The organism is Fibrobacter succinogenes, assembly GCF_902779965.1.
Taxonomy (GTDB): domain Bacteria; phylum Fibrobacterota; class Fibrobacteria; order Fibrobacterales; family Fibrobacteraceae; genus Fibrobacter; species Fibrobacter succinogenes_F.
Genome location: NZ_CACZDK010000026.1, coordinates 35141 through 54511 on the forward strand (window position 1 = coordinate 35141; position 19371 = coordinate 54511).

The following is a 19371-nucleotide window of genomic DNA, read 5'->3' on the forward strand; positions in this document are numbered from 1 at the left end:
AAAACTTACATATTCCCTGATTTCGGGCCGTATTCGATTGAACCGTCATTACGGATGATGATGTAATCGCAGAATTCAGACATATTATACTTCGAAAGAGATTCAACGCAATAATCTTTGGATATTATCGAATAATCACAGAACATGTGTTCAACGTAAGACGAAACTCTTTTGGATTTAGGTTCTCTACATTCTTGCATGCGAAAAGAAGAATAACTATCTTCCAAAACAACATCTAAAAGTTTTTTTTCGTTAGGTCTATAAATACTTGAAACAAGTACATCGCCGTCGTCACTTAACATAAAATTATAATGATCAAAAAACAAGATATCACAACTACTGCCACCACTCCACCTATTCGGTCCGCAAAATTGCATTTCCGTGCTAATTTTTAATGTTCCCATATATTCTCCAAACATCCCTACTTTTTTCCATACATTTTCATCTCTATTGAATTCAACACTAGTCACCTCATTATTTTTCAGTTGCAGATTCTTATTTTCAAGCCATTTTTCAAATGAAGGATTTTTACGAACCGCTTTATAAATTTCATTCACAAGATTAACCGCATGAAGCGGATTTTCATTTAACGTTTTAGATTCTTTTTTTAAAACAAATTCAAAAAATAATTTTCCAAACGGCATTTTTGCTTTGGGATTTGCATAAATTTTATATTTATAGCCCGTAACTGTACAAACTTTACTTACACTACCCCCCAAAAAAGATTGTCTTTTAAATTCTTCCTCACGCCCTCTCCGATCCGAAGTGCAAAAAAGAATATTTTCTTTTTGTATTTTTTCAATATCAAAAAATTTTTCAAATTCAACAAATCTCGAATCCTGGCGAACAAGCTCTAAATCATACGCACTTGGCTCAGCATGCACCAAAGCCGCACAAACAAAAACAACAAATAAAATTTTTCTATGCATGATTACAAATCCCTCGATTTCGGGCCGTATTCGATTGTACCATCATTGCGGATGATAAGGTAGTCGCAATATTCAGTCTTATAATATTTTGAACGCCATTCTGCGCAACGTTTTTCTGAGACTAGAGAATGATTGCACAGAAAGTCTTCAACGTATGATAAAATTCCTTTAGAAGATTTTTGAACCTTGCATTGTTTCAATCTTATCTTTTCTTTTTTAGAATTCCACAACCATATTTCTGGAACGAAAACGTCCCCATTATCACCCAACAAAAAATCTGGAGTTCCACAGCTTTCAACAACTTCGCAAAAATCTGGAGCTTCACAAAAAGATAACGTACCAACATATTTACCAGACATTCCTATTTTATTCCAAACATTTTCTATAGGCTCGTTCCACCAAGATTTACCCTTAACATATATCTCTTTTTGATTGTATATCTTTGCAATATTTTCATAAACTAATAATTGATGGGGCATTTTTTTCTCTACTCGTTCCCTAGCATTTCTTTCCAACCATTTTTCGAAAGATGGATTTTTATGGATAGCAGCCGCCATTGTCTTAAAAGACTCTACAACATCTAATGGAGATTTTTTAAACGAACTATCTGCAAACGCCATATTGAATTTAAAAATTATATTTTCAAACGGTATTTTAACTTTAGGCGTTACATAAAAAGTAAAACTTTCTCCGCATAAATGGCGAACTTTTTTAACATCAAAAAAATTTTCAAAATCCTTAAATTTCGGATCGAGTCGTGCACAACCCATATCGCCAAAGCCCGGACATCTAATGAGCAAACAAGGAGGACTAGGCATGGATTTACATGCAAAAGCATCCCCAAAAAGTAACAAGCAAACAACAAAACTAATTTTCTTTATCATCAAAACTACCCTTGTCAAAAATTACCACCTTCCCGATTTCGGGCCGTATTCGATTGAACCATCGTTGCGGATAATGATGTAATCATAGAAATGGTCGTACATTTCAGCTATTTCCGCCTGACGTTTAAAACCTCTAAAATAAGGTCTATCATCTTCGATATTAAGCAATTTATCACCTTCAGACTCCCAAGCCGTAGGCACAAGGACATCACCACTATCGCTCAAAGCGAATTCATAATAATCTCCATATTGCAGCGATCCAACATATCCTCCTCTCATCCCCACATTTTTCCAAGCAGCGTCTTTTGGAATAGGGCGGAAAAGGCCCAATGAATCTCGATAAGTCAAAGTCACCTCTGTGTAATTCATCAAAGAATTTTTATATCGCAACCATTTTTCAAAAGTCGGATTTTTACGAATCGCAATCAAGGTCTTTAAGAAAAGCTTGACTGATTCAATCGGGTCCTCATAAAACTTTTCATACTTTTCAAGACGGAAAACGAGCTCATTAAAAGGAGTTTCCCCTTTCAGCGATACATAAACAGAATACTCAACATCATCTTCAGTACGAGTGCGACCGACTACAGCTTTGATATTAAAGAAATCCTCAAATCGTTTAAATCTTGAGTCTTCACGGAATGTTTCAAGAATCGACTCATTGCCCACATCATCAAGCTCTTGGCGAAGGCTATCTAAAACTTTGTAATAAGCGATAAAAGGAGATGCAGTCTCTTGGTACATCTCAAGTTTTTTTTCATATTGTTCTTCTTTATACCCTAGAGGATCAAAAAATCCATAATTCAAATTATTCTGAGGATAACGCTTTATATTAGACAAATTGTGTTTAGGCAATGATAAAATACGACCATTTTTGACTACGAATTCATAATTTTTCTTTTCACATGTAAAGCCTATAGTATCACTGACAAAATCCGCAAATAACGGTTCGCTTTTCTGTCTGAAAATTCGTTTTTCAGCGGATGTATTCAAAACAATTTCTTGCGGAGGGATGCTTACCGAAACAATTCTAGGGTCTTCCCCTGTTTTTTCTGGAAATCCCTTAGGAACATGAATTGAACGCGAATACGATTTTACAAATACACTATCCAAGTAAAGCGAAGAATCGTGAATACTCCAGTACGCTGAATAACCACCACCTTTTTCAGGACCATAATACATATACATCGGAGCGTAATGCCATTCCCGAATCCAGGGTCTAAAAGGCCACTGCGAATAATGCTTGGCGATATATTCGTTAAGCGGATACGTCAAAATGCGGCATTGTTCGCCATTGAAATAGAAATGGTCCGATCCGCCTTCAAGATAAGCACGCTCAGGAACACTGAAAATAATTGCGCAAGCGGCACTCGCAAACGCAACAACAATAAGCAATAATCGTTTTATCATAATTATAAACTACAAAAAATAACAGGATAAATTTTTAGCAAATTGGAGATGCCCGCTCAAGGCGGGCATGACAAACGCAGAACGGCTCAGAAAATATTTTTTACAAATTCACTTAAAAACTTTCTTGAGGAGGCGCCACCAGTTGCCTAGTGTTCCCGGTTTTGCCATGCGATTCAGCGGAACGTCCTTGAACGGCGATTGCATATAGCGGCGCCACCATTCGTGCGCCAAGAGCACATCGTAATATTTCCATGGCTTGCCCGCACCCGTCCAATGAATCACGGACGGATCGTCAAACGCTTCGCGAACTTCTTTTGCAGAATACAGCGCCGTCATTCGCTTAGCATGCTTGATATTGCTCATGGTCACATTGTAGCGGCAAGGCACAAAACCGATTTTTCCGTAGCACACGTAATTCAGAATCAGCTGATCAGCAGGGTCGAGCGGAGCAAATTCCTTTTTGCCCACAAGCGCTAAGCACTTGCTTTCCACATCGTCTTCGCGCATGGCCTTGAGGTTCATCAAAAGCACACCGCTGTTCACGTAAAAGTCCATGCCAGGAATCCCGCTTTGCTTGAGCCAGCGATTGCGATCGCTCTTTTTGATTTGCGCCCAAACGACAGGCACGCCCGCCATGTAAACATTGTCCATCGGCGTTTCAAAAAGTTCACGCAAATCCGTACGCACCATCGTATCGGTATCGAGATACAAAACTTTATCCAAATGCGAAAGCACCGACGGAGCTTTCAAACGATAAAGCGCAGGCGTTGTCACAGAATGCACCATCCCGACTTTGCCACTGTACTGGATGGCATTATTGTCAAAATACTTAGACATGTCCACCAGCGTCACGGAACAATTCTTGCGAGAGTTTTCGCGGCACTTTAACAAACGTTCGCGATTTTCTTCGGTTACGTTGTCCGACAAAAAGCAATAAAAATCGTAGTACGATCCTTCGCTCGCCGTTTCAATGGCAGACGTCATCACAACAGCCATGGCATTCACCTGGTTATTGTCGCTCGAAAGGATTACCGGGATGTGAATTTGTTCCATAGCCATTACCAATGTTTACTTAAAAAGTTTTCCAAGCCATTCAAGCGGCTTCACGAGAATCGGTGCTTTCTTGTACAGCCAGGCGAGCGATTTTGCAAACGCGTAAGAGCGGATGATGTAAGCGCCAGCAGCACCGACCTTTCTCGTTTGGAATTCAAACGCCTCCTTGGCATGCAAAATCACGTCATCGTAATACTCGTTGATGTGAATGGACTTGTCTGCGTTCACGGTCACAGGGAGATTCTTCAAGTTCGTGTAAAAATCCTTGCGCAAAATTTTCGGCAAGAACAAGTTCATCGATTCCGGAACTTTGTGACCGCGCGTATCGATAATGCGCGAGCCGAAGAAATGCAACACCTTTGCCGTCGGCAAGAATCGGTTGCCATAAGCAAGCTGGCAATTCCAACCGCCATCCATCTTCTTCGTGATATAACCGAACTTATAGTTCGTCTCGGCAAGCGAAGCCATGTCGTACGGGAAATTCTTGGAAACGCAGTAAAGCCACAGTTCGTGCCAAGTCTTGAAGAACTCGCGGGCTTCCGGCGTATCGGCGGCAAACATCACGCCCCCGTTGAAAATTTCATCGTTCAGAATCGGCGAAAAGCCCATCATCTTGGCGTTATTCAAGACCTTCTTGCGGTTAATGGCTTTCGAAAGATTCGTATGGAAGTCGAGCACCGCGTAAATGCCACCGCGCCATTCGTCCGGAATCGAGAGGTCATCGACAATCGCGATGTCCGAATCCATGTACAAGAAGTCGCCATCGACCACATTACGCATCACCGTCTTGAGATAACGAGAGCGGAGCATCGGCGTAAACTTTTCATCAAGCGTCAAAACCTTGAGTTCATCGACAGCTTCTTTCAATGCAGCACGAGAGCCCGTGAGCGTTGCCGCTGTTTTATCGTCAGTCAAAAGCGTTACAAAGGCATTCGGGTTGTGGTCGCGAAGCGATGCAATCGCCACAAGCGTCTGCTCGCAAAAGAAATCCTTCGGGGAACTTGTCAAAACAAAAAGATACTTGACAGAAGGCATAATCATTCCTGAATACTTATAGCTTTTTTAGATTCATAGCTATTCAAGACATCATCAATCGTAATTTTTTTCTTAAAGGCTTTCACCAAAATAAGCGGCAAACGTCTAAAGAAACGCACAATGCGATGCGAGAACGGTCTCCAGCTCCCACTTGTCACGTGAATAGCAAGCGGCTTGTAGTCAACTTCATCACAACTTGGCAAAAAGATTTTGCTCGAATAGATGGTCATTCCCTCGTCCAAGTGCTGTAACTGATTTTTATAGACAAAGCCAAAACCTATTGCCGTATGGGCATAAACGCAAGGCGAAATATTGTCTATATTCAACTTGCCATTCGGCAATATGAACTTTTGATTTTCGTAATAAGACATGCACTTTTTAAGGAACGGATGATTCGCTTCGCCGCCAAAAATTGCCGCCTGCAAAGCAAGTCCCGGAATCGGAATCAAATCCTTATTCTTTTTCGTGCCATCTTCATTCAGCAATTTCCAAGACTTATTTCTCTTGAAATGTGATGTAAACTCAATATTCGTAAAATAGCGATTGTCCAAAAGCTCGTCAAAACTGCGGTACAGATAAACATCACTATCTAAATAAATTCCACCTTCCGTGGCTACTGCGTAAAGACGGATATAATCGCTTGCAAACGCCCACTTCGATTGTTCCACCGCTTCACGCACAAAGGGAACCGTGTCGATAATCTTTTGGCATTTCGCCATATCCCAATGGATAATTTCGTAATCGGGACAATGACGTTTCCAGCTTTCTATGCAAAGCTGAGCCAAATGCGGAAGTGGATCATTGGAAAGCCAAATGTAATGTATTTTCTTAGGTATCATATCTTATAATCTATTAAAAAATTCAAAGCTAATTTTTTTCCGAAGATAAATTCTTTTTTGCAAGGCCCTGTTTCCAGAAAGTCAACAGAAGCAGAAGTATTACAACTCCATAAAAGACACCTTTGGACAAAAGCGTTGCAGAAAACACCGTATTCAAAACAATATAAACAGTCACTAACGAAACAATCCAAATGCCCTGAATGATAAGACTCTTTTGATACGGCCAGTAACCCATTCGACGAAGATACGCATTCATCCAGATACACTGCAACACCTGATACGACATGCAAGAAAGAGCCGCCCCCGCAATGCCAAAGATCGGGATACAAATACGGTTCATCGTCACCGCAAATACAAGCGAAACGATGTTCATCATGAGCATAAACTTACTCTTGCCAAGCCCAGTCACCACCGCACCCGACAAGCCAAAGAAACCGTTAATCAAGTTGCCGATAATCAAAATTCCAAAAACAGCCACCGGATTTTCCTTAGTAATAAAGGACTTACCGGCAATCATCATCGTCTGTTCAGGGAACAACACAATAAAGAAGCCAATTGCCAATTGGATAATCGTCACCATAGAAACGCAATACGAAAAGACCGGTTTCAAATCCGTTTTTAAACGCTCCCTAGACATTCCCGCCACAACGGGCTGCAAAATCGGGTCATAGCTGCTGCGAATTGTTTTTAGCCCGTTCGAAACAGTGACCATCACTGCGTATATGCCAACAGCCTCAGGGCCAAGCAAAGCAAGCACCATCCACATATCCACGCGGAGCAAGAACGAAGCAATAATTTCAGTAAAACCGATAGGAATCGAAAAGTTCAACAGTTCCTTCGGCACAAATTTATTTGTAAACCACTCAATTTCGGGAAACTGTTTATTAATCAAGAAGATATAGACGAAAATACCCAGCATGTTCGAAGCAAAAAAGCCCACTGGGAGCGCCAATTTATCATCAAAACCTGTATAGTGGAGGCTAAGAGCGATAACCGGTGCCAGCGTCATCACCACAAATTCATTGATAAAAATCTTGTACTGCGGATGCCTATTGCCGTCCGAAGCGCCAGCAAACAAAAGCAATATGGTATAAGGAACAATCGAAAGTGCATACAAAGAAATTTCTATCGACGAAAGCATCGCAAGCCCGGTAGAAATACTCTGCAAGCCAAAATACGCGCCCACCCAGATAATGCTCGAAATAACAAGCGCAATCACAAACGCCAACCTGAGCGATTCAATGATTCCTTCATGAGCAGGGCGGCCACACACCTTATTTTGCGGCAAATGGCGCAGCAAGCCTTTGTCTAGACCTATCACCGAAACGCGGGCAAGCGTCAGCACCAAAAGCTGCGTTGAAACATATATACCAAAGATTTCCTTGCCAAATACACGCGCAATAACAATCGTAAGAACCGGAGCAATCACCTTGAGTCCCGTTCCCACTAACGTAATTAAGGTACTTTTCTGTAAATATTTTTTATCTGCTTGTATAGAATCCATAAGGTCAACAACAAAAAAAAGTAGAACTCCAATTTAGAAAATACTATTTAAAAAGGGAACCCGCACAAAATGCACATTCCGATGAATAGACCTAAAATTTCGACAAAATGCGTAAATAACAAAAAAATTTACTACATTATACGTCATGGTTCAATTCAGTCAAACTTCTTGGCAACACGGCTCTCTTTCCGATACGCTTGATATCATGCGCTATGCGCCAATGACCTTGTCCGTTGGGAAAAACGCCGTACTCTATTACACATTGCCAAAAAGCATTGAACCGGGCGAATTTATCCGCTACACTATCGTTGCTGGCTTCAGAAAATTAAGTTGGACCGGCATCATTGGAGCGGTCACTCCAGGCAAGACCGAAAACGTAATCGAGATTGCAGCACGCCTTGGCGAAGGCCCATTCCGCGGTTTTACCGCCAATCACAAGTTCGATTCCGTCAAGGGAATCACGACTTGCTACGACAGCATGACTTTCCAGGGATGCAAGGACTTTGCCGAAGACACGTTCTCGATTGTCATGGCAAGCGCAAGCATGGTCTACGCCATCCCCGCTAGAGAAATGGCTCGCGAACAAATTGCATTTGTAGAAGCAAAGAAAAAGACGCAGGCATTCGAAGCCTTAGACCAATCCGCAACAGCCGGATAGCATCATGTACAAGTCCCTCGAACAGGCCCTGCTGGATTTAGAAAAGGCGGGAATGCTCAAACGTGTTCACGCCGAGGTCGATCCGCATTTAGAAATGGCCGAAATCGCGAGGGAAAATTTTAGACAAGGCGGGCCGGCGCTGCTTTTTGAACATGTCAAAGGGAGCAAGTTCCGCGCAGCCTGTAACATTTTCGGAAGCGACGAACGATTCAATTTTTTGTTCCGTGACGGATTCGAGCAGACAAAAGCGGCTGTAAATTTCAAGGCAAATCCGGTCGAATTTTTTAAAAACGCGTTAAAATCGCCGAAAACGCTTTTCAAGGCCGCTCGCGCAGGGCTAGCATCGCTTCCAATGCGTTCGGGAAGCATCAAGGATTTTGAAGAATGCAGCTTGCAGGACTTGCCGCAGTTGGTCAGCTGGCCGCTAGACGGCGGAGCGTTCATCACGCTCCCGCAAGTCGCCACACGCCCAAGCGAAAGCGCAAGCATCATGCAAACGAACGTGGGCATGTACCGCATTCAAATTTCCGGGAACGAATACATTCCAAACGAAGAATGCGGACTGCATTACCAAATCAAGCGCGACATCGCCCGCCATCACCAAAAAGCCATTGAAGAAGGCCGACCGCTCAAGGTGAGCATTTTTATTGGCGGGCCTCCATCGCACACTTTTGCAGCCGTGATGCCCATGCCCGAAAACCTTTCGGAACTTTTGTTCGCAGGAATGCTCGGTAATCGCCGTTTCCGTTACTTTGAATACAATGGTTACCTTGTCTCTAGCGATGCTGATTTTTGTATTTTAGGAGAACTCGAACCCGGTTTAAAACCCGAAGGCCCCTTTGGAGACCACATCGGCTATTACTCCGGCAAACACGATTTTCCCTGCATGAGAGTCCAAAAAGTGCTCTGTAAAAAGAATGCCATTTTTCCGTTCACGGTTGTCGGGCGCCCGCCTCAAGAAGACACGCTGTTTGGGAAATTCATTCATAAAATCACGAAGCCAATGGTTCCCGCTTCGCTCCCGGGTGTTTACGGGCTCCATGCGGTCGATGATGCAGGCGTCCACCCGCTCTGCCTAGCGCTTGGTTCGGAAGCATTCCGCCCCTACGCAGGCCCAGAAGAACGCGAGCCGATGGAACTTTTAAAGACGGCTAATGCGTTGCTCGGATTCAACCAGGCAAGCCTCACCAAGTACCTGCTAATAGCAGCAAAAGAGGACGTTGAAGGGAATGCCGTTAATAAAGCAGCTAATAAAGCAGCAAATAATGCCGCAGGCCTCGATGTAAACAACGTACCCGCATTTTTTACGCACATTCTCGAACGCATCCATTTCGACCGCGATTTGCATTTCCAGACTGCAACAACCATTGACACGCTCGATTACACCGGCACAAGCCTCAACCACGGTTCCAAAGTCGTGATGGCCGCGGCAGGCTTGAAGTGCCGCGAACTCCGCAACAATCCAGAAGATTTAAAATCGCTCGAACTTCCACAGGAATTCTCAAAGGCAACAATCGTGATGCCAGGCGTTATCTTACTCGAAAGTTCCGCGACTTTCGACGCAAGCAGCAAAGCAGAACATTTCGCAAACCTCAAGGCGGCCCTCGCCCGCTGGGAATTCCGCGAAAACTACCCTTGGATTTCCATCATCGACGAAGGTGCGTTAAACGCAGACAACATATTGAGCGATTTTCTGTGGCTTACATTCACGCGTTCCGATCCGGCACAAGACATTTACGGATTAGACGAATCCATTTGCGACAAGCACTGGAAATGCAAAGCCCCATTGATTATTGATGCACGAGTCAAACCGCAGCATCAAAAACAATTGACTGTACCAGCCGAAATTAAAGCAAGAGCCAAACAAATTCTTAAAGATATTGGAGACTAATAATGCGCCAAGAACATTTACGTTGTTTTTCACCTTTACAATTAATCATTCTTGTTGCATTATGTTTTTTTGTGGCAGCCACTTATACGCACGCCTACGGAGGCGAATGCGGTACAATGCACGCTTTGGAGTTCATCAAAAATCAAAAGCAATTAAAAGACAAAGGCCAAGCAAGCGTCAAACACGAGCCCCAATACGAGGAGTCCAAAGAAAAATGCAAAGTCGAAGATTTTTACGACTCCGTCTACACTATTGAAACACTGCACTTTCAAGTGATGTATGTATTAACAGGGCCCCACGCCACCACAAAGCCATTCGCAGATAGCACCGCCGCCATTTTAGAAAGCGCATGGAACTTTTACATCAACCAACATAAAATGCACCAGCCCAAAGGCAAAAGCATTAGTTATCATTTCCAGCAAGCTGTCAAGCAAGGTTTGTACCCGGTTGAAATCGTCGACATCAATCAAATTAGAGCCGCGGACACCTTATTCGGAGACTCAGGATGCGACAAAAACTTCGCCATCACCATGCCATTTGGCAACACCTCGGAAATTTTCATGGAAAACGATTTCTACTGGACATGTTCACGCTATAACTATAACGACACCATCTTCGTTCATGGCAACACCTGCACTTATCCCAAAACAAAAAATCCGTTATTCAATCTTTCATACAATTTCAGTTATACAGATGAATGGGCAAAAGGACTTCGTGTAACAATTTTCCACGAATTCTACCATGCTATACAACTCACCTATCTCGACTTAAATGTAAATTTCTCATTTTGGTTCGAAGCCTCCGCCACAGGATTTGAAGAAATAACCAATCCAAAAATTGACGATTATATTCGTTACATACCTGAATTACTCGACAGCATGGGTGTTCCGCTGTCAGAAGATACAAGTAACTATGGAGCATCAACGCTATTCCTTTATCTATACCTGCATGTTTCTAAAGATTTGGACAGACTTATTTGGGAAAGTTATTACGCAAATCCAACAAAAAATTTCGAATACCAACTTGAATCGGCACTAAAAACATTCAAGTATGACGCCGACAGCATTTTCCACGATTACACAGTCCGGCTTTCATTCTCGGGCTCCCGCACCGCAGCCATCGACAAGAAAAATTGGATTAATGAAGATCAGCCAAGATGGCGCGATGCCAATTTCTACTATCAAGATTCCATCAAACCGAATCTCGAAAGCCTTGTGTTCGAATTTTATGGTATTCCGAAAAATTACTCCGTTCCATACTCTGTTGATTTTGCAAACTTTATCGGTAAAGCATCCGTTGTTGTGTATAACGACGGCAAAGCTTCCATTTACAAAATCTCAAGCAATAAAACGCTCGATAGCCTTACAGCAACTTTGGCAACCAGCGATTCCTCGACATGGATTTTCAGTCGCTTGGGCAAATCCGAAAACATCCCGATTTCAAACAGCAATTCCGCTCCGCACGCATTCCCAGTTCCATGGAGAAATGGTCCTCTCTGCTTCGCGCCGCTTCCTAAGGACAAAAAGTTTATCGAGCTCCGCACCAGGCGTGGCGATTTAATCTCGCAAGAAAAATACGAAGGAACTTCTTTCTGCTTGCAAGAAGATCAAGTCAAATCGATGATGGCTCCGGGAATCTATCGCTTCCGTGTCGTCAACAAAGGCAAGACAACTAGTTTTATAGTGATTTATTAGTAGGAAGTAGACAGTAGGAAGTTAGAAGTGGTTAGTGATTAGGGATCGTCATCCTCGAAGCGAAGCGTAGGGGATCCATAATTTCTAGTCTTACAACTACGACGTAAAACATTCCCCGATCCACGGGAACAAGTTATTCTTTTGTTCTAACGTTTTAAGCAATTGCAAATTCGGCTTTGCCTTGACAGCCTCGGCATAAAGCGCACAGACATTTTCATAATGTCCGTTCAAACGGTTACGCGCGTAATCCGCAGCCGAATTATTATGAATCATGAACGCCCAGTCAGATGCTTGGAATAACACGAGTTCGCGCGCCATCTGCGCTAAGAATCGTTTCACGGTTGCAACCTTTGAACCGCGCACTGCCCCATGAATACGCTTTTTCAAATCGTTCATCATCGCGCGCATTCTAAAGAACAGCGGGTATTCAAAAGTCACGGCATCGTTCATCCAAACTTCGCCAAAACCGCCCTCGCCCCACGACGAGAAAATCGGCGCATGAACATCAGGATCTGCGACTTTACCCGCAACATTCAACGACGGCACAGAATCTTCGAGCGAAGCCATCTCGACAACATTCGAGCTTGCCGCCCGTTCAAACATCTTTTCGATGAACAGCGGACCTTCAAACCACCAGTGTCCAAAAAGTTCCGCATCGTACGGGCAAAGTATCGAGACCTTGTTGCCATCCATATTCGGGAGCAAATTCGAAACAGTCTCTTCGCGGTTCGCAACAAACAAACGCGCATGGTCTTCGACCAACCGCAGTGCATTCCACGGGCGATAAATCTTCTTGTCTTCGCTTCCCGTGATGCGGTAATACTTGAGTCCCGTCTCGATGTGCGTTCCTGCCGCCAAGAAATAATCGCCTAAATACTCATCTTCGCGTTCGTGCGCAATGTCCTTGAAGAACTCGCGATACTCTGGATGCCCCGGGTACCCAGTCTTGCGGCTCCAGACTTCCATGGAACTGCTCTGTTCACGTCCAAAGCAATAAAGCCCTGCGGGCGTCTTAATCGGCGCAAAAACGCCATACTTCGGCGCCGGTTTTGCAAGCAGTACGCCATGCGTTTCCAAGAAGAAATACTTGAATCCGTATTCTGCAAGGATGGCGTCCAGGCCTTCAAAATAGCCACATTCCGGCAGCCACAAGCCACGCGGCTTTTTGCCAAAAGCCTCTTCGAAAGCGCGAACTGTAATTTCTAATTGGAGCCGAATCGCTTCGACATCGTTCTGGTACGCAGGCAAAAATGGATGCGTCCCAACGCAAGTGAGCAGGTTGATTTTTCCAATCTGCACCAAGCGTTTAAGCGCAGGAACAATTTCGCAATTGCAATCCCGCTCCCACGTATTGATTAAAGCAATTTGACGGCGGTAGTAAAAATTCACCACCTCCATCTTTTCGGAATCATTCTGCAATCGGACCTTCTCACGCTCCAACAACTCAAGTTGTTTATGCAAATGACGCGAGAATTTGTCCAAAAGCGAACAATCCGTAAGCATCGCCAAAAGTGCTGACGATACACTAAAATTCAAAGTGCCCGGCACGCCCTTTTCTTCCAGGCGGTTAAGCATCTGGATAATCGGCAAGTACGTCTCTGCCATAGCCTCAAAAAACCAGTTCTCTTCCAAGAACCGGTCGTAAGAGGGTTCACGCACAAAAGGCAAATGTGCGTGAAGCAAAAGATGAACTTTACCGGGCTTCGCCATTATTCCGTGCGTTTCACGACAATCGGAACGATTGTAGTCGGGAAATCGCCATCCTTGTCAGTTGCAAAGACAGGAATGATCTTTGTGACATCCGGGAGGTCTTCTTCAAAGCTGAAAGTGCCATCCGGATTCAGCGGGAACGGTTCGCCGCGCACTTGCAAATGAGCGTCCGGACGCGTGCCACCGTAAACAATCAAGCGAGTCTTCACCCACAAGAAGAAGTCCTTGCCGTAATTCACTGTATCCTTCGGGAGTTCAAGCTTGTTGCTCTTGAGAGCTGCACTGGAAAGTGCGCCCGAGAACATGGAGCCCGAGGAACTCGAAAGCGATTCAAGCCAGTTCTTTGCAGACATCGAGGAAAGTCCAGAACTGCCGAAGCCGCCAATAGCAGCACCGCCAAGCGAAGCACGAACAAATATGTTATCCGTATTCACTTCGGAACCTTCGAGCGTAAACGTCTGCATTGGACCAGCTTCAACGAGCGGTTCGAACTTGCCAGCAGAAACAACGCCAATTGCAGCCGAACAATTTTGCGTTACCTTGTTTTCGACATACCAGCTACGTGCATCTGCCGGAACTTCGATATCGTGGAACTTGAGTTTCTTTTTACGCTTAACCGTGAGGTCGTTCGAAATGTCAAACAAGCGCAAAACAAGCTTGCCCTTGCCTTTCTTTGCGGCATTGATTCTCTTTTCAGAAACGTCCCAGAAGGCTTGCATCCAGTTCGGATCCTTTTGCATGAGCACGAGGTATTCGGCATCAAAAGATTGCGGAAGAGCTTCCGGAGCGGCGGCCTTGGCGGCCTTCTTTGCAGCCGGAGTTTCTACAACTTCAACATCGACCTTCTTAGCCTTCGTTACGGCCTTCACCACTTTCTTCACAGCTTTCACATAGGTTGCTGAGCTTGCCGAAGCAGCGGTCTTTTCAGAAACCTTCGCAGCAGTTTTCGAAACTTTTGCAGTCTTGGTCGAAGCTTCGGCTTTGTCAGCAGCCTTAGCGGTCTTCACGGTCTTCTTTGCAGGAGCAGCCTTTGCTGCAACCTTTTCAGCCACAGCAGTAGGCTTCTTTGCCACCTTAGCAATAACCTTCTGTTCGGCGGCCTTTGTAGCCGTCTTCTTTTCTGCCTTTGCAGCAGGCTTCTTTGCGGCCTTATCTTCAGCACTTGCCGAAGCTTCTGCAACAGGCTTTGCAGTCTTCGCTGTTGCCTTCGTAGCCTTTTTGGCCGGAGCAGCCTTCGTTGCGGCCTTCTTTACAATTTCATCATTCTTCTTAGTAGTCATCTCGATCTCCTTCTAATTGAATCTTACTGACCACGGGTCTTGCCCCAATTTCCGACACCCACTAAACCCAAGCGAATACCAATAAACGATTCACTCCAGTTGCGGTCGTCGTCCGTCAGGCGCACCCCACCTTGAATAGCGAGATCCAGCATAGTGCCCTTTCTCCCAAGCGGGAAACCAGCACCAATGGATCCTCCAATTTCAGATACATCCTCTACATACCAGTTTTTGTACCAGAGACCAGCGCGATATGCAATGCGATCCCAGTAGGAATCATAAAAGACATCGCTTCCATCACGCTGATATCCAATGGATATATTAAAATCATTTTGCGTTTTTGTCACCTGTGACATGTTCCAACTACCTGCAACATTCTCGATATCGCGGGTCCAAGCGCGCCAGGCAACATCGGCCATCACGTTATGACGTTTGTTCAAACGATAATTGACACCCGTAGCAAACATGGCCGGCACCTTGATAGAACGAGAATCACAAGTCGGAGCAAGCGTATCCAATTCGCTAAATCTGAAGTTGTATTCAAGATCATTCTTGAGCGTGTAAGGCGTCGAGAACGAGAAGTAATACGAAGCCATGCGACCACGGAACTGAGCCGCTATAGTAAAGTAAGCCGAACTCTTGATATCCCAATCGCCACTCACATGATCCGTAACATCGGAATTGCTCGTAGCCCAAACATCGGCACTGTCAATTTTGCTATTGTCCGGCCCAAGCGTAAGATTACGAGTAAAACTACCCATCACAAAATGCGCCGAGGCACCGAGTGAGATTGCGCGGAAAAACGGAAGTCTAATAGCATAAGACGGAACCAGTTCATAAACGCTGCTCTGGTACTCTATTTCGGCATTCCAGTTTTCTTCTTCGTTATTGATGCTTTCGCGCATCGAAGTAGAATAATGCTGCCACAACGAAAAGCCGAGCGTACCAAAATCAGTCATCGGGAACGTCAAGTTCATCGAAGGAATTGCAATACTCGTCTTCGTAAAATGAGAATTCGAACGATCCGCCGTCGAAACATCGAGCAAGAAGTTCAAGTTAAACGAAACTTTAGAATCAAAAGCCTGACGAGCCGGGTTCACAACAGAAGTCCCTTCGGCATCGCCCGTCTTTGCATTACCCGCAAAGCCACGACCAGCCATCGCCGCAGAACCACCCGCAATCTGTTCTTGACCAAGAGCATCAGCGCCAATCATCGACGCAAAGGAAAAACTGGAAACACAAAGCAATGCGCTAATAAACTTTTTCATTATTCCTCCCCACGCTTAGAAGCAAGCCAGAGCTTAAGCGTAGCGGGTTTGCTCTTGATGGTACTAAAATCGTAACGAGCGTAATCCACATCAGACTTGATCACCTGGAGCGAATCTCCTTTTGCAACGATGATTGAATCCCCATTGGCCAATTTAATCGTATCCGCCTGATCCACAGAATGATCATAAAGACTCGTTTCCTTATCAAAGATAAGGGAATGATTAAATCGAATTGCCATCTTGAACGTACGGCCATCGCTAGCCCTGTTGATGAAGTCGCGCATGCCATAAGTCACCTGCAAAGACAAGGAATCGCCAGGATAGAACACCACATTCGGATGTCCAACCAATTCAATTTTTGACTTGTTCATCTTCGACGTAAAACTTTCCCAATACAGAACAGATGTATCAGCACTATCCAAATAGGTACCAGCCTGCATAAAAATCGGCAAACTTATTTCTTGGCTTCCCTTGGAATCGTCCCTAGAGAACGTTATAATAGCCATCACGACGGCCTGACGCACATCGTTGCTGTCTCCCACGGTATAAGGGAATTCATCGCCATAAAAATCAGACAAAGCCTTCAATATCGGCTTAGACGGGAACTCAACCAACAAGGAATCATAACCGCCACCATGCATTACAAGGCAATCAGAACAAGTCTCGTGACTCGAATAAATATTCACAGCACGCGTCGGTTGATAGCTTTTCGGATAATCTTTCTTACCCTGCGCAACCAAAACCAATTGCGGATATAACGTGGCAGAGCCAGCACCATAGAAACGATAAATACGCTTAGCATTCGGAGCTGACAAACGCAATTGCAAACGACGATTGCCCTTGGTTTTGTGAAGTTCATCGACAAGCGCCTTCGGCATACCAAGCGTTAGGAGAAGAGTATCCTTCTTGTCTAAAGAAACAGAAATCATGGTATCCGCAGAACTCTTCGCGTTCCACGATTCAAGTTCATGAGACCAAGCGGAATCACTGGATGCATTACCCAAAGTATCAAATTCGCTCTTGCTCAATTTTTCCGAAAGAATCCAACTCACATTGAGTTGCAAGTCTTCTTTGATTGGGAAAAAGTTCGAGGGTACATAATAGTCATCATAATACGAATCCAAAAGTACCAGACTCAGAGAAGATTTTGCAGAATCCGAAGACGTCAAGGTATCGAGATAAGCACTATCCAACGCAAAGTCAAGAACAGCATCATAAGAAATGCTGTTTGCGGCACCAAACACACCACGTCTCCAAGCGCTTTTCGGAAGCGTATCACGATAAACTTCGGCAGACAAGGGATTCAAGTCACTAACAGTCACCGTTTGGACCTTATAGCTGCTAGGCATCCCCTGATCAGAAAGCCAGTTAGACAAGCCTTCGTCATCCGTATCGAACAGGCAGGACGACAAAACGAACGCTAAAAGCGGGAATAGAATAAATTTTTTCTTGTTCACTCAGAACTCCGAGTATTTACTTGTAACAAATTTCGCCCATAATATAGCAAAATCGCTGTAGGGAGATTAGACGAAAGAACGGACCTTCGGTCCTACAGACGAGAGATAGACGGTAGGAAGTAGGCAGTGGTTAGTAAGCAGGAAAGTCAAAAGAATGTTCTAATTGCAATCCTAACCACCAACCACTAATCACTAACCACTAAATTGCTATATTTGCGGTCGAAAAACAAAGAGGAAATTATGTCTCAGTTTAACGCTCATTTCAGAAACATCAACGGCGACGATACCTACCCGCTGACCGACGTCATTTACCGCAGCAAGGTGGACGGTAGCCTGCTCGAAGTCGAACACGACCGCGCAGCGCTCGCCAGCCGCAGCCCCGAAGAATGGAAGAAGCTCTTTGCCGAACGCCGCATGAGCTTTAAGCCCGAAGACATGAGCGGTATCTGGAGCAAGCGTGAAATGGTGCTCCCGGACATTCCGGTCGAAGACATCGTCACCATGCGCGAAGGCTGGAGCCCGCTCTTTGATGCCGCTCCGCTCGCAAAAGATCTTGGCATCGGAAGCCTCAAGGTAAAACTCTGCGGCAACTCCCATACAGGTAGCTTCAAGGACCTCGGCATGACAGTTCTCGTCAGCCAAGTGAACCACATCATCAAGAAGAATATCCACCCGATCGACGCTGTTGCTTGCGCTTCTACCGGCGACACCTCTGCAGCCCTCAGCGCCTACTGCGCCAAGGCAGGCATCCCGTCTATCGTGTTCCTCCCGGCCGGCAAGACCAGCACCGCTCAGCTCATCCAGCCGATTTCTAACGGCAGCATCGTGCTCGCACTCGACACCGACTTTGACGGTTGCATGAAGATTGTCCAGGAAGTCACGAAGGACAACCGCATTTACCTCGCCAACTCCATGAACAGCCTCCGCGTTGAAGGCCAGAAGACGATTTCTCCGGAAATCTGCCAGGAACTCGGCTGGACCGTTCCTGACACAGTGATTATCCCGGGCGGAAACCTCGGTAACGTGAGCGCACTCGCCAAAGGCTTCGAAGACTGCAAGGCCATGGGCCTCATCGACCGCATCCCGCGCATCATCGTCGCTCAAGCCGAAAACGCAAACCCGTTCTACCGCGCCTATACACGCGGTTTTGACAAGCTCGAACCGGTTCAGGCCAAGAAGACCCTCGCATCTGCCATTCAGATCGGTAACCCCGTCAGCTACCCGAAGGCTGTTCGCGCAATCCAGAAGACAAACGGCATGGTCGTAAGCGTCACTGAAGAAGAACTCGCAAACGCCGCTCACCGCGGCGACCGCATCGGTCTTTACTGCTGCCCGCACACGGGTGTCGCTCTCGGCGCACTCGAAAAACTTTGTGCAGAAGGCAAGATTGCAAAGGACGAAAACGTTGTCGTTATCAGCACGGCACACGGTCTCAAGTTCACAGAATTCAAGGTCGCCTATCACGAACAAAAGCTCGAAAACATCGCTAGCAAATATGCAAACCCGGTGTTCAAAGCCCCTGCTGAAATCGGCGCCGTCATGGACATCTTGAAGAAAGAAATGGCCGCCCGCCGTCGCTAATGCGCAAGCATTAGCTCAATGGCCTTGAGCCGTCGCTAATGCATAAGCATTAGCCAATGGCATTAAGCTATTGCTAATGCGTCATCCTGAGCGGTCATAGACCGCGAAGGATCCAGTTACAATTCACCCTCGACATCAGTCGAGGGTATTTTTATGCTTCAAAAAGCCTTCGCAGTAGCGTGCA

The 19371-nt window shown here is 45.2% G+C and carries 15 protein-coding genes; 4 read left to right on the plus strand and 11 right to left on the minus strand.

What is annotated here, in order from left to right; genetic code table 11:
- Positions 1–5: 5 nt before the first annotated feature.
- From HUF13_RS12050 to HUF13_RS12080, 7 genes are all read right to left on the minus strand, one after another.
- Entirely contained in the window at positions 6–929 is a 924-nt protein-coding gene (locus HUF13_RS12050; protein WP_173475366.1) for a hypothetical protein, read from the minus strand.
- Between the two features lie 2 nt (positions 930–931).
- Positions 932–1813 carry a hypothetical protein gene (locus HUF13_RS12055; RefSeq protein ID WP_173475367.1) on the minus strand — a complete coding sequence of 294 codons (882 nt, stop codon included), beginning with the start codon at positions 1811–1813 and terminating at the stop codon, positions 932–934.
- A 21-nt stretch (positions 1814–1834) separates the two neighbouring features.
- Complete coding sequence (locus HUF13_RS12060; protein ID WP_173475368.1) at positions 1835–3220, minus strand: hypothetical protein; 1386 nt, start codon at positions 3218–3220, stop codon at positions 1835–1837.
- A gap of 108 nt (positions 3221–3328) precedes the next feature.
- Positions 3329–4279 (minus strand): glycosyltransferase family 8 protein, encoded by a 951-nt coding sequence (locus tag HUF13_RS12065; protein ID WP_173475369.1) that lies wholly within the window; start codon positions 4277–4279, stop codon positions 3329–3331.
- Positions 4280–4288: 9 nt separating this feature from the next.
- Positions 4289–5314: a hypothetical protein gene (locus HUF13_RS12070; protein WP_173475370.1), complete on the minus strand. Its 1026-nt coding sequence runs from the start codon at positions 5312–5314 to the stop codon at positions 4289–4291.
- A complete protein-coding gene (locus HUF13_RS12075) occupies positions 5311–6147 on the minus strand; it encodes a glycosyltransferase family 32 protein (RefSeq protein ID WP_173475371.1) in 837 nt (278 codons plus the stop codon). The genes HUF13_RS12070 and HUF13_RS12075 overlap by 4 nt, the downstream gene beginning before the upstream one ends.
- Before the next feature lie 28 nt (positions 6148–6175).
- The gene (locus HUF13_RS12080; RefSeq protein ID WP_173475372.1) at positions 6176–7651 is read right to left on the minus strand and encodes an oligosaccharide flippase family protein; all 1476 of its coding nucleotides are present in this window, start codon (positions 7649–7651) and stop codon (positions 6176–6178) included.
- 145 nt (positions 7652–7796) lie between these two features.
- Between HUF13_RS12080 and HUF13_RS12085 the strand changes: the two genes are divergently transcribed.
- The 3 genes from HUF13_RS12085 (at position 7797) to HUF13_RS12095 (ending at position 11894) form a co-directional block, all read left to right on the plus strand.
- Positions 7797–8309, plus strand: a complete 513-nt coding sequence (locus HUF13_RS12085; protein ID WP_173475373.1) for a hypothetical protein — start codon at positions 7797–7799, stop codon at positions 8307–8309.
- A 4-nt stretch (positions 8310–8313) separates the two neighbouring features.
- Entirely contained in the window at positions 8314–10200 is a 1887-nt protein-coding gene (locus tag HUF13_RS12090; RefSeq protein WP_173475374.1) for a UbiD family decarboxylase, read from the plus strand.
- Positions 10201–10271: 71 nt separating this feature from the next.
- Positions 10272–11894 carry a hypothetical protein gene (locus tag HUF13_RS12095; protein WP_304039123.1) on the plus strand — a complete coding sequence of 541 codons (1623 nt, stop codon included), beginning with the start codon at positions 10272–10274 and terminating at the stop codon, positions 11892–11894.
- Between the two features lie 96 nt (positions 11895–11990).
- Here HUF13_RS12095 and HUF13_RS12100 read toward each other — a convergent pair whose 3' ends face one another.
- The 4 genes from HUF13_RS12100 to HUF13_RS12115 are packed head-to-tail and all read right to left on the minus strand — an operon-like array spanning position 11991 to position 17606.
- Complete coding sequence (locus HUF13_RS12100; RefSeq protein WP_173475375.1) at positions 11991–13604, minus strand: glycoside hydrolase family 57 protein; 1614 nt, start codon at positions 13602–13604, stop codon at positions 11991–11993.
- Positions 13604–14884 (minus strand): DUF4912 domain-containing protein, encoded by a 1281-nt coding sequence (locus HUF13_RS12105; protein WP_173475376.1) that lies wholly within the window; start codon positions 14882–14884, stop codon positions 13604–13606. The genes HUF13_RS12100 and HUF13_RS12105 overlap by 1 nt, the downstream gene beginning before the upstream one ends.
- 23 nt (positions 14885–14907) lie before the next feature.
- Positions 14908–16149: a hypothetical protein gene (locus tag HUF13_RS12110; protein ID WP_173475377.1), complete on the minus strand. Its 1242-nt coding sequence runs from the start codon at positions 16147–16149 to the stop codon at positions 14908–14910.
- Entirely contained in the window at positions 16149–17606 is a 1458-nt protein-coding gene (locus HUF13_RS12115; RefSeq protein WP_173475378.1) for a hypothetical protein, read from the minus strand. Before HUF13_RS12115 ends, HUF13_RS12110 begins: the two co-directional genes overlap by 1 nt.
- Before the next feature lie 240 nt (positions 17607–17846).
- On the opposite strand from HUF13_RS12115, the gene thrC reads away from it, so the two are divergent.
- A complete protein-coding gene (gene thrC / locus HUF13_RS12120; protein WP_074207796.1) occupies positions 17847–19187 on the plus strand; it encodes a threonine synthase in 1341 nt (446 codons plus the stop codon).
- The last annotated feature ends 184 nt before the right edge of the window (positions 19188–19371 follow it).

What these genes read in the sequence shown, in the direction of transcription:
- HUF13_RS12050 (WP_173475366.1), bottom strand. Translation starts at nt 929, where the DNA reads ATGCATAGAAAAATTTTATTTGTTGTTTTTGTTTGTGCGGCTTTGGTG.
- HUF13_RS12055 (WP_173475367.1), bottom strand. Translation starts at nt 1,813, where the DNA reads ATGATAAAGAAAATTAGTTTTGTTGTTTGCTTGTTACTTTTTGGGGAT.
- HUF13_RS12060 (WP_173475368.1), bottom strand. Translation starts at nt 3,220, where the DNA reads ATGATAAAACGATTATTGCTTATTGTTGTTGCGTTTGCGAGTGCCGCT.
- HUF13_RS12065 (WP_173475369.1), bottom strand. Translation starts at nt 4,279, where the DNA reads ATGGCTATGGAACAAATTCACATCCCGGTAATCCTTTCGAGCGACAAT.
- HUF13_RS12070 (WP_173475370.1), bottom strand. Translation starts at nt 5,314, where the DNA reads ATGATTATGCCTTCTGTCAAGTATCTTTTTGTTTTGACAAGTTCCCCG.
- HUF13_RS12075 (WP_173475371.1), bottom strand. Translation starts at nt 6,147, where the DNA reads ATGATACCTAAGAAAATACATTACATTTGGCTTTCCAATGATCCACTT.
- HUF13_RS12080 (WP_173475372.1), bottom strand. Translation starts at nt 7,651, where the DNA reads ATGGATTCTATACAAGCAGATAAAAAATATTTACAGAAAAGTACCTTA.
- HUF13_RS12085 (WP_173475373.1), top strand. Translation starts at nt 7,797, where the DNA reads ATGGTTCAATTCAGTCAAACTTCTTGGCAACACGGCTCTCTTTCCGAT.
- HUF13_RS12090 (WP_173475374.1), top strand. Translation starts at nt 8,314, where the DNA reads ATGTACAAGTCCCTCGAACAGGCCCTGCTGGATTTAGAAAAGGCGGGA.
- HUF13_RS12100 (WP_173475375.1), bottom strand. Translation starts at nt 13,604, where the DNA reads ATGGCGAAGCCCGGTAAAGTTCATCTTTTGCTTCACGCACATTTGCCT.
- HUF13_RS12105 (WP_173475376.1), bottom strand. Translation starts at nt 14,884, where the DNA reads ATGACTACTAAGAAGAATGATGAAATTGTAAAGAAGGCCGCAACGAAG.
- HUF13_RS12110 (WP_173475377.1), bottom strand. Translation starts at nt 16,149, where the DNA reads ATGAAAAAGTTTATTAGCGCATTGCTTTGTGTTTCCAGTTTTTCCTTT.
- thrC (WP_074207796.1), top strand. Translation starts at nt 17,847, where the DNA reads ATGTCTCAGTTTAACGCTCATTTCAGAAACATCAACGGCGACGATACC.